Genomic DNA, 10,766 nt, shown 5'->3' on the forward strand with positions numbered 1-10,766 from the left:
CCTTTTTTCGACACGTATTTACTCGTTTCTCTCTTTGAATATGGAAGGATTGGGGGCGTGTTTAAAGCAAGAAAAAAAGCTTGCAGGAAACGAGCGTTTCTCTGCAAGCTGAACGGAATGCCGTAACATCCCTATTATTTATTTAACTACTGACCCATTTGGTTGATTCTGATCAATGGAAACTAGCGTTAGATCACCGTTTTCATCTTCAGCGGATAATACCATTCCTTGTGATAACTCTCCGCGAAGTTTAACAGGTTTTAAATTGGTAACACATACTACTTTGCGACCTACTAAGTCTTCTGGATTGTAGTATTTAGCAATGCCGGATACTACCTGACGGCTTTCTGAACCTAAATCCAACTGTAAGCGCAGCAGTTTGTCTGCTTTCGGATGCTTGTCAGCTTCCACTACTTCGGCAACTCTTAAATCTATCTTCATAAAGTCATCAATAGCGATTTCTTCTGTTTGTTCTGCTTCTGGCTCTTCTTCCTCCTGCTGTGGAGAGGCACCCTTCATCATATCTTTGATGATTTGAGTTTCTTCCTCTGTTTCTAAACGCGGGAAGATAGGCTGACCCTTCTGCACGGTTGTACCAGCAGGAATCATTCCAAGCTGATCAAGGCTTTCCCAGGATAGATATTCGTCACCTGTTAATCCAAGCTGGCCAACAATTTGCTGTGGTGTACGAGTCATGAACGGCTGCAGCATCACAGCAATATGGCGTAATGATTCAGCTAGATGTGCCATCACATTGCCGAGGCGCTCTTGCTTGGACTCGTCCTTAGCAAGAATCCAAGGTGTCGTCTCATCAATATACTTGTTAGTACGACTAATGAAGCTCCATAGCTTATTTAACGCTACCGAGAATTCCATGTTCTCCATTGCTTGTTCTACACTAGCTCGTGTATCCTTTGCGAAATCCTCTAACGCTGTATCCACTGGCTCTTCTCCAGTACGGAAGGATGGAATCTGGCCATCAAAGTATTTACTAATCATAGCAACCGTACGATTTAACAGGTTACCAAGGTCGTTAGCTAAGTCATAGTTGGTACGCTCTACGAAACCTTCTGGTGTAAATACGCCATCAGAACCAAATGGTACCTCGCGCAGCAGGTAATAACGTAAAGCATCTAGGCCATAACGATCGATAAGATCAACCGGGTCCACAACGTTCCCTTTCGATTTAGACATTTTACCGTCCTTCATTAAAATCCAGCCGTGTGCAAACACCTTTTTCGGAAGCGGTACATCAAGGGCCATCAGCATAATAGGCCAGTAGATGGTGTGGAAACGAACAATTTCCTTACTCATTAAATGCACATCCGCAGGCCAATATTTCTGATAGCGTTCATCATTGTTCGTTCCATAACCAAGCGCTGTAATATAGTTACTTAATGCGTCGATCCATACGTAGATTACATGCTTTGGATCACCTGGTACTTTAACTCCCCATTCAAAGGTCGTACGGGATACCGCCAAATCCTCCAGCCCTGGCTTGATAAAGTTATTAATCATTTCATTCTTACGGCTTTCAGGTTGAATGAATTCAGGATTCTGATCATAAAACTCGAGAAGCTGGTCCACATATTTACTCATCTTGAAGAAGTACGATTCTTCCTTCACTTTTTCTACTTCATTTCCACAGTCCGGACAACGGCCATTTTCCAGCTGTCTTTCCGTAAAGAAGGATTCACACGAAGTACAGTACCATCCTTCATATTCATCTAAATAGATGTCCCCTTTTTCTACTAAATAGGAGAAGATTTGCTCTACCACTTGGGTATGACGATCCTCCGTTGTTCGGATAAAATCATCAATAGAGATGTCCATTTTCTCCCACAGGTTTTTAATCCCACCTACGATATGATCCACATATTCCTGTGGGGTTTCGCCTTTCTCATCCGCTTTACGCTGAATCTTCTGACCATGCTCATCTGTACCGGTCAAGTACATGACATCAAAGCCTCTTAACCGTTTATAACGTGCCATCGCATCTCCTGCTACAGTTGTGTATGCGTGGCCAATATGCAGGTTTCCACTTGGGTAGTAAATCGGGGTTGTAATATAAAAAGTCTTCTTTTCTTCCGCCATGTATTTCCCTCCTCAACAATTATGTACCATTCCTATAATAAAACTCCCGTCCACAAAAGACGAGAGGACTTTTTCCATAGCATCTCAATCCTACTAATACTTAATGGACAGATACCTTCTATTTTACCGATTAATTAGCATTATTTCCATCTCTAACAAAAAACTATACAAAAACCTTTTTCTTTATGTCAAGAAATCGGAAAAGCTACTAAATTTTTGTAGAATCCACCCTCAAGTATGGTCGAATTCTGTCGAATCATGTATTAGATACCATAATAATGATATATATTGGCATACAAAATATTAACAGGTAAATTTTCACTTATTCATGGTATAATAGTTTCATATAGCAATCCTCTTCCAAGCATATCTGTTAAATTTTTGCGCAATATGGGAAATAAAAGAATTGACATGCTTTGGAATGATTGGTACGATATGTGGTATAGAAATGTCGAATCATGACGAAAAGAGAGAGAACTATCAAAAACTGAGTGAGGGGAGTTATTAATTTATGAAATCTACTGGTATTGTACGTAAGGTCGATGAGCTAGGTCGTGTGGTAATTCCTATCGAATTACGCCGTACTCTAGGAATCAATGAAAAGGATGCTCTTGAAATTTATGTGGATGATGATCAGATTGTATTGAAAAAATACAAGCCTAACATGACTTGCCACGTAACTGGTGAAGTATCTGACAACAACATGAGCCTTGCTAATGGTAAATTAGTTCTAAGCCCTGAAGGTGCAAAAGAACTAATGTCTGAGATTCAAAACAGCCTAGATAACCAAAACAAATAAAAAAGAGACAAAAAAGAGACGACAAAACCCCGCTGGATGAAGCGGGGTTTTTTATATGTTTTATTCCTCGACGTGGTAGGCTTGATAGACTTCACGTTTTGGCATGTTGCGGTCCTTAGCCGCTTGTTTGATGGCATCCTTTGAGGAAAGTCCTTGCTCCATATACTGTTCTACATGGTCCATTATAGAGAAAGAAGCCCACCAGCCAGTATCATCAGCAGCCTGTTCTTCCGGATTTCCTTCCACAATGACGCAAAATTCTCCACGAATCTCATTCCCCTGAAGCCATTCTACTATTTCAGAGGTACTGCCTCTCACAAATTCCTCATATTTCTTTGTCAGCTCTCTTGCTAGCGCCACCGGCCGTTCCCCAAATACTTCCTGTATATGCTTCATCATTTCTTTAATCCGATGAGGTGATTCATAAAACAGCAGGGTAGTCGTCATTTTTTTTAGCTGCTCCAGCTCTTCCTTTCGTTCCTTCTTCTTTCTTGGAAGAAATCCATAAAAGTGAAATTGGGATGTATCGAGTCCAGAACCAACTAGTGCACAAAGTGCCGCATTCGCTCCTGGCAGAACAATGACGTTCAGTTCTTTAGCAATAGCTGCCTTAACAATCTCATAACCAGGATCTGAAATACCTGGCATCCCCGCATCACTGACAATGGCTATATCCTTCCCCTCTGCTAGTGCGTCGAGAAGCTGAGTTTCTTTATTCAGTTTATTATGTTCGTGATAGCTCATAAGCGGGGTATGGATATCGAAATGGGTCAGCAGCTTTCTCGTTTGCCTTGTATCCTCTGCTGCAATGATTGCTACTTGCTCCAATGTCTTTAGTGCCCTATACGTAATATCCTCTAAATTCCCTATCGGGGTTGGCACGATATATAATCTACCCCGGCTGTCCTCTGATTGTTGATAGCTTTTTTGTATGTTCATCAGCTTTCCAACCTTTCTGTATGGATAGTTAAGCTTCCGTTTTAGGGTTGAACAAAGCCTGTGGTAAAAGAACTAATTAACACATTCTTTTGTGTTCTGGTCAGTTGTTTTATCCGATATTCCTCCTGCAGGGCTTCATTTTTTGTAGGGAATACTGCTATATATACAACCGTAAACGGACCTCTTCCTCTTGTGTATTTAGCACCCTTCCCCTCTTCATGCATACGCAGACGCTTATCCAAATCATTCGTGTAACCTGTATATAGGGTGCTATCCTTACATTGCAATATATACACGGTATGCTCACCCATACAATATCTCCTTCAATTGAGGTGTGTATTCGTTCTGTTCATTATAGATGAATAGAGGAGGAAGCATTTTGACGTCCGGCTTTCCATCCCTTGCTCCTTCTATCAGCAGCATGTTCGCTTCCTTTCCTACCCGTGGATACACGAACTGAATTCGTTTTGGCTCTAAACGATATTTTCGAAATAACTCAATGATTTCAATTAATCTGCCGGGACGGTGAACCAAGGAAACTTTCCCACCAGGCTTAACTAATCGACTACAGGCCCATACGACCTCCTCGAGAGTACAATGAATTTCGTGTCTTGCAATCGCTAGGTGTTCATTTACATTGAGTTCGTCCTCTTTAGGGGTTGGGAAATAAGGAGGGTTACATGTAACAACATCAAAGCGTCCATGCCCTAGCACGGCAGGCATATCACGTAAATCTCCTTGTTGTATGGATACTTGTTCTCCAATTTGGTTTAAGTCTACATTTCGAACAGCCATATCGTATAGACGCTCCTGAATTTCCACCCCGAGAATGGGTGAGGAGGATCGCCTTGTTAAAAATAACGGAATTACCCCGTTCCCCGTACATAAATCCAATATGTTGCCTCTCTTGATAGGAACATAGGCAAATTTAGCTAACAGCACCGCATCCAAGGAAAAAGCGAAAACACTTGGGCTTTGGATAATCCGCATATCCTCTTCCGCTAGTAAATAATCAATTCGTTCGTCACCGTGTAATTCCATTCGTATTGTCACTCCCCATCTGCCATTACATTCTATGAAAACATATGAAAATCCTAGCACTGAAAGGGCTTGTGCTAGGATTCCATCATTACTTGTTTTTGTTTAAGAAGGACAGGCAAAATAAGCAATCCTCATCCCTAGGGCTCCCAAAATGAAGATTGCAAATATGAAAGCCTTCCTCATACAGACGGGCCAAGTTATCGTACCCTTCGCCTATAAGAGCCCCTCTATCCTGCTCGGGGCTAGAGGGGACACTTCCATTCTCATCATTCTCTTTCTCCAGGCGTTGTCTAAGATGATGATTCTCGATAGATAAATGCTGATTTTCCTCCAGCAATTCCACCAGCTGCTTTTTTAAATCACCAAGCTGCTGGTATAACTGACCAATTTGTTCTTCCATATGGGACACTTGTTCAAATACTTCTTTTTTGTTCACGCTTAAATCCACCCCATCATTCTGTGGCTTGCGTTTGTACGGCACCTTCTTGTATGAGCTCGTCTAGCGTATATTCTAACATACGTTCTTTGTCAGGTAGTTCGATTTGTACAATACGTTCTAGGATGTTTAAGCCTACTACACGTCCTGCACCTTGAGGGGTTTTAATATCTTCCCCAATATCCGGCATTTCCTTCTTAGCGGTTTCATAGTCGTCATTTTCATATTTCAAACAACACATGAGGCGACCACATAATCCAGAAATTTTCGCGGGATTGAGAGAAAGGTTTTGGTCCTTCGCCATCTTTATGGATACTGGTTCAAAATCACCTAAGAATGTAGAACAGCACAACATTCGTCCACACGGTCCAATACCGCCTAGCATTTTTGCCTCATCCCGCACCCCTATTTGTCTTAGCTCTATACGTGTCTTAAAGACAGAAGCTAAATCTTTTACTAGCTGACGAAAATCAACGCGCCCGTCTGCAGTGAAATAAAAAATAACCTTATTTCGATCAAACGTGTACTCCACATCCACCAGATTCATATCTAATTTATGTTCTCTTATTTTCTGAGTACAGACGTCATACGCTTCTTTAGCGTTATCTTTATTCTCGGAAACAGCTATCTTATCTTTATTATCCGCAATGCGGATGACTTTTTTCAATGGTAAGACGATATCTTCCTCATCGACTTGTTTATTAGCTATTACCACTTTTCCAAATTCAATTCCTCTAACCGTCTCGACAATTACATAATCATCTTTCGTTATTTGAAAAGCATCTGGGTCGAAGTAATAAATCTTCCCTGCTTGTTTAAAACGTACGCCAACAACTTCAACCAATCTATATCACCTCTGTATTTGAAGCGTGAGTTGTTCCATCACCAGGGTAGGATGAACATTTGATACTAGCTTGCGTTTAGCCTCTAAGATGGCACTTAATGCCTCTGTCGCTTGTTGCTTAGACCAGTGATACGTACTAGTCTGTATGCGTTCCCTTTCTTTAATGAACACAATTGCTGATTCGTTCTCTACGTGTTCATATACGACATCCTTAAACCAAAGCATGAGTAAATCAAGTCCCTGGTTCATAAGGTCTTTATCCTTAAAATGACTCATCCACTGATTATTTATAAATAATAAAGCCTCGCTGGGCTTATCTTGAAGCACTTCTATTAATTGTATCACTAATTTTCTTGCCTTAGCAAACCACTCATCCTCACTAATCTCCTTAGCTTGCTCTATATTATTCGTTAACTCACTCATGAGACGTGCTGTAGACTCCGTCATACCGTCCTCCATGAGCTTGTTCGTGATATTTTGAGGATTGAGAGGCTGGAACGCCATTATTTGACACCTGGAACGGATGGTATCCAATAAGGATTGGCCATTTTCCGTTAGCAGCATGGCAATCGTTTGCCGATTGGGTTCCTCCAAAAATTTAAGCAATCGATTGGATGCATTCGTTGTCATTTTATCTGCATCTTCTACAATATATACTTTTTGATTGGACTCAAGTCCAGTATAGGTAAACTCTTTTTGCAAATGAAGAATCTGTTCTTTCTTAATGGATTGACCGTCTGGCTGGATGACGTGTACATCCGGGTGATTCCCGGAAGAAATACGCTTACAATCCTTACAGCTATGGCAAGGCTCAATACCATCTCGATAGGAACAGAAGAAACTTTGTGCAAAAAGAAGGCTCATCTGTAATTTTCCGGTTCCTTTAGAACCCTGAAACAAATAGGCATGCGCTACACGATCTTTTTTAATACTGTTAGTCAGCATTTTAGATACAGTCGGCTGCAAGTTTGCCATCTCAGTCCATGTTGCCATATATGTTCACTACCTTACGCATAAAGGTTAACTAATAGTCCTTTAATTTCTCCAATGATTCCTAATATATCTATAGATTTCTTCTCTTGCTGCACCACTGCGTCTGTTAACTCCATTAGCTTCTCATCCACGGATTCCACTATAGTCAGCTTCCGGCTTTGTCCATGCATATTCCAGTTATGGGATTGCTTCAAGTTCATCCCATATTGCACGGATTCTTCAAGAAATGATTTGACTAAACGTTTATACTTAGCTAAATCCTTGAAGGAACGAAAACGGGCGACTCGTTCGCCTTGCTTCGTAATATCATCCATTAAACGCTGAAGCTGATTCTCCTGCATTTTACTTGCCTGTGTTTGGACAAGTGCGTCAAACCCTTTCCCTGATGGGGGAAGCTGCTTCAGATTTTTCGTATTGGTATCTAATTGCGTCCGCAAATCTTGTCCAATCTTCATGAACGTATCTCCCTTACTCCATACTGCTTAAAACTGAAAGAAAGACTCGACAGGCATGACGAATACTGTAGCACCGCCAACTTCAACCTTTACTGGTTTCGGTATATAGGAATCGGCATTTCCACCCATTGGAGAGATAGGAGCTACCATCTGATCTCGCTGGCTGCAGTTATCTCGAATGACATCCAGTACATCATCCACCTGGTGATCCTCCACTCCAATCATTAAGGTTGTGTTTCCTTCCTTAAGGAAGCCCCCAGTAGTGGATAGCTTAGTGGTCTTATAGTTATGATCGGATAAAGCGTCTGTTAACCGATTACTATCTTTATCTTGAATAACCGCAATAATTAATTTCACTGTGATTCTTCCTCCTTAAATCATTGGGAAGCATTTAGTTCTATTATAACAAGAATTGTCATAAAAACGAATACATCAATCGCATTGAAGGTATGGAATTAGTGTGTCATATACTTCCTGCAGTACTTCTTCCTCTGTTTTAGAAGCATCAATGACGCTTATTCGATCTTTGAATTTCTCTAAAATGGTCTGATAAGCAGCATAGACATCATGATGGAATTGAATTTTTTCCAAGTCTAGACGATTTTGCTCTCTTCCTTTATTACCTGCTATTCTTGCCAGCCCCTCTTCTGGTGATAGATCAAATAATAACGTTAAATCCGGCATACAGTCTTCAACAGCAAATTCATTTATCTTATATACTTCATCCATTCCTAATCCTCTAGCATATCCCTGATAGGCCAGACTGCTATCGATAAAGCGATCACACAGCACCATCTTACCCTCACTCAAAGCTGGCATGACGACTTCTACTAAATGCTGCCTTCGTGCAGCAGCATATAACAAGGCCTCTGTCCTGCCGTCCATTGCAGTATGAGAAGTATCTAAAATAACGTTGCGAATCTTTTCGGCGATTTCGACACCACCTGGTTCCCTCGTCGCAACTACGTCATATCCTTCCTGTACTAGCTTATCGTGTAACGCTTTTAGCACTGAAGACTTACCGGCGCCATCGCCACCTTCAAATGTAATAAACCGACCAGTCACAAATCATTCTCCTTTACCTGCGTTCTCTATATACATGCATCCCTTCCTCGAGGGAAGCTTCATTCGTCTGTATGTGTATTCTTTGTTTGAGAAGGGTGTGCAATACATCTACTTGCTGCTTGGTTACACGCTCTCCCTTCATAATTAACGGAATCCCTGGCGGATATGGAATGATATGATTACATGCGATTCGATTTTCTACCTCATGCCAGAGTACAAACTCCGTTTCCATCTCCGATAGCTGTAAATAATGATATGCAGCCTTTTGATAAGGAATCCCCTCAAACATAGACACTGCTTCTATTGTAGCACGCTGAGTATTTCTATGGGCGGTCACTTCCTGTTCTACCTCTTGAAATATCTGTATATATCCCTCTACATTCGATATTCCCTCTAAGCCAAACAGAAGTAATATGCTCTGCTGATAAACAAGCTCTGGATAAAAGCCTTTAGCTTCTAATATAGAAGCAATTTCCTGTGCATCATACCAATCTTTCACCCTTATGGTTACCTTAAACGGGTCATCCTTCGCTCGACAAGGAGCCACATCCCAAATGGAAATCTTGGCAAGTCCTTCTCTGAACTGAGAAACCGACAGGATACTTTTCAAGAGAGCCTCTTTTGTTACATTTGCTAAGTAATACCTCGCTAAATCTAGAGAAGCCATAATCGGATAAGAGGGGCTGCTTGATTGAACCATCTGCAAATAATTTGCCAGCTTATTACGAATGGACATCCCAGCCTGTTGAGCAATATGTAAATAGGATCCCATCGTCATAGATGGTGCCATTTTATGAGCGGATTGAACCACCACATCCGCCCCAAGCTCCAATGCAGAGGGAGGTAGTACATCGGAATGCGAAAAGTGAACGCCATGTGCTTCATCGACAAGTACTAAGATATTTAATTCCTTAGCTCGTTTTATGATGCGTTCCAAATGATAGGTGTGACCAAAATACGTTGGGTAGGTTAAAACAACTCCCGATGCATCTGGGTATGCCTCCATGGCCGAAAGAGTCCCATCTATATCCACGGACGAATCATAGGAAGGGGCCACAAATACTGGTAAAGCCCCGGCTAATTCTAATCCATGCATTACCGACTTGTGACAATCTCGTTGCACGATAATCGGTTTTCCACGTTGATGAACTGCTAGAATCATAGCTAGATTGCCTACCGTACTGCCACCTATTAAAAAAAAGGACTCCCTTGCCCCAAACCATTGTGCCGCTAATTCCTGTGCTTCCTTTATACAGCCTTCTGGTTCATGCAAATCATCCAGATTGGTTAGTTCTGTATAGTCAATCGACAACATCGTTTCAAAGAATGCTCTGCCTTTTTCCGGGAAAACCCGTCCATTTTTATGACCAGGAACATGCATAGAAACAGGTTGGCGCTGATGGTGTGATTGTATTGCATCAAATAGAGGGGTATGTCGCTGATTCATAGTACTTTCCTTTCTATACTCAATCTCTTTCTATTATTGTAACAAACAATGGGGTGCTGCCTCATAATAGGAAACACAAAAAAACCGAACCAATTAGTTCGGTGAGTACATGTATTATGAGTATAAGGTAGTTTGATTCATAATCCTCATCTTCTTAAGAAAATATTGATATTTTTGCTCTGATGGATCAGTATCTATGATTTCCTCTTCACAAGATCCACAAATATACATGTTATATAGATGAATGCCATTCTCTTTTTCTAATTCACAAACACCACAACGCTCTTTCCGACGCCCTTCGCCCATGGTTCTCCACCTCCGTAAGACTAGTATCTCCTAATCTAACGAACTATATACATATTCTTCAATAATAGTTTCTTTACATGGTATGAGAGGCGCCCAGAACAGGTGTCTGTACCGCTCTTATATTTATTGTCTATACATTCGTAATCACCAAACCGTTAACCGTTACTGGTTCCGATGTTCTAAAAAAATCCCCTCCGACAGTATCGGAAGGGATTACTTGTGTGCATGGCGGCGTCCTACTCTTGCGGGGGAAAACCCCGACTACCATCGGCGCTGAAGAGCTTAACTGCTGTGTTCGGCATGGGAACAGGTGTGACCTCTTCGCTTAAGCCACCATACTTCGATTA

13 protein-coding genes and 1 rRNA gene are annotated in these 10,766 nt (G+C 41.4%); 1 reads left to right on the forward strand and 13 read right to left on the reverse strand.

What is annotated here, in order from left to right; translation table 11 throughout:
- Nucleotides 1-138: 138 nt before the first annotated feature.
- Nucleotides 139-2,094: a methionine--tRNA ligase gene (metG, locus tag ACFFGV_RS18885; protein ID WP_377351233.1), complete on the reverse strand. Its 1,956-nt coding sequence runs from the start codon at nucleotides 2,092-2,094 to the stop codon at nucleotides 139-141.
- Nucleotides 2,095-2,605: 511 nt separating this feature from the next.
- Here metG and abrB point away from each other — a divergent pair.
- Nucleotides 2,606-2,893 (forward strand): transition state genes transcriptional regulator AbrB, encoded by a 288-nt coding sequence (gene abrB / locus ACFFGV_RS18890; protein WP_377351235.1) that lies wholly within the window; start codon nucleotides 2,606-2,608, stop codon nucleotides 2,891-2,893.
- Between the two features lie 60 nt (nucleotides 2,894-2,953).
- On the opposite strand, the gene rsmI is transcribed toward abrB, so the two are convergent.
- The 12 genes from rsmI to rrf all read right to left on the reverse strand — a co-directional run bounded on the left by rsmI (nucleotide 2,954) and on the right by rrf (nucleotide 10,757).
- Nucleotides 2,954-3,832: a 16S rRNA (cytidine(1402)-2'-O)-methyltransferase gene (rsmI, locus tag ACFFGV_RS18895; protein WP_377351238.1), complete on the reverse strand. Its 879-nt coding sequence runs from the start codon at nucleotides 3,830-3,832 to the stop codon at nucleotides 2,954-2,956.
- A 41-nt stretch (nucleotides 3,833-3,873) separates the two neighbouring features.
- A complete protein-coding gene (locus ACFFGV_RS18900; RefSeq protein ID WP_377351240.1) occupies nucleotides 3,874-4,143 on the reverse strand; it encodes a GIY-YIG nuclease family protein in 270 nt (89 codons plus the stop codon).
- Entirely contained in the window at nucleotides 4,136-4,873 is a 738-nt protein-coding gene (locus tag ACFFGV_RS18905) for a tRNA1(Val) (adenine(37)-N6)-methyltransferase (RefSeq protein WP_377351242.1), read from the reverse strand. Before ACFFGV_RS18905 ends, ACFFGV_RS18900 begins: the two co-directional genes overlap by 8 nt.
- Nucleotides 4,874-4,961: 88 nt before the next feature.
- The gene (gene yabA, locus ACFFGV_RS18910) at nucleotides 4,962-5,309 is read right to left on the reverse strand and encodes a DNA replication initiation control protein YabA (protein WP_377351244.1); all 348 of its coding nucleotides are present in this window, start codon (nucleotides 5,307-5,309) and stop codon (nucleotides 4,962-4,964) included.
- 16 nt (nucleotides 5,310-5,325) lie between these two features.
- Nucleotides 5,326-6,153 (reverse strand): PSP1 domain-containing protein, encoded by an 828-nt coding sequence (locus ACFFGV_RS18915; RefSeq protein WP_377351246.1) that lies wholly within the window; start codon nucleotides 6,151-6,153, stop codon nucleotides 5,326-5,328.
- Between the two features lie 6 nt (nucleotides 6,154-6,159).
- Nucleotides 6,160-7,146 (reverse strand): DNA polymerase III subunit delta', encoded by a 987-nt coding sequence (gene holB, locus ACFFGV_RS18920; RefSeq protein ID WP_377351248.1) that lies wholly within the window; start codon nucleotides 7,144-7,146, stop codon nucleotides 6,160-6,162.
- A 14-nt stretch (nucleotides 7,147-7,160) separates the two neighbouring features.
- Nucleotides 7,161-7,601 (reverse strand): YaaR family protein, encoded by a 441-nt coding sequence (locus ACFFGV_RS18925; protein ID WP_377351250.1) that lies wholly within the window; start codon nucleotides 7,599-7,601, stop codon nucleotides 7,161-7,163.
- Between the two features lie 27 nt (nucleotides 7,602-7,628).
- A complete protein-coding gene (gene darA / locus ACFFGV_RS18930) occupies nucleotides 7,629-7,958 on the reverse strand; it encodes a cyclic di-AMP receptor DarA (protein WP_377351252.1) in 330 nt (109 codons plus the stop codon).
- Nucleotides 7,959-8,033: 75 nt separating this feature from the next.
- The gene (gene tmk, locus ACFFGV_RS18935; RefSeq protein ID WP_377351254.1) at nucleotides 8,034-8,666 is read right to left on the reverse strand and encodes a dTMP kinase; all 633 of its coding nucleotides are present in this window, start codon (nucleotides 8,664-8,666) and stop codon (nucleotides 8,034-8,036) included.
- Nucleotides 8,667-8,679: 13 nt separating this feature from the next.
- On the reverse strand, nucleotides 8,680-10,113 hold the full coding sequence (locus tag ACFFGV_RS18940) for an aminotransferase class I/II-fold pyridoxal phosphate-dependent enzyme (protein ID WP_377351256.1): 1,434 nt from the start codon (nucleotides 10,111-10,113) through the stop codon (nucleotides 8,680-8,682).
- A 114-nt stretch (nucleotides 10,114-10,227) separates the two neighbouring features.
- Nucleotides 10,228-10,419 carry a sigma factor G inhibitor Gin gene (locus tag ACFFGV_RS18945; protein WP_377351258.1) on the reverse strand — a complete coding sequence of 64 codons (192 nt, stop codon included), beginning with the start codon at nucleotides 10,417-10,419 and terminating at the stop codon, nucleotides 10,228-10,230.
- 223 nt (nucleotides 10,420-10,642) lie between these two features.
- Nucleotides 10,643-10,757: ribosomal RNA gene (gene rrf, locus ACFFGV_RS18950) — 5S ribosomal RNA — on the reverse strand.
- Nucleotides 10,758-10,766: the final 9 nt, after the last annotated feature.

The organism is Pontibacillus salicampi (assembly GCF_042434395.1).
In the GTDB taxonomy this organism is placed as follows: domain Bacteria; phylum Bacillota; class Bacilli; order Bacillales; family BH030062; genus Pontibacillus; species Pontibacillus salicampi.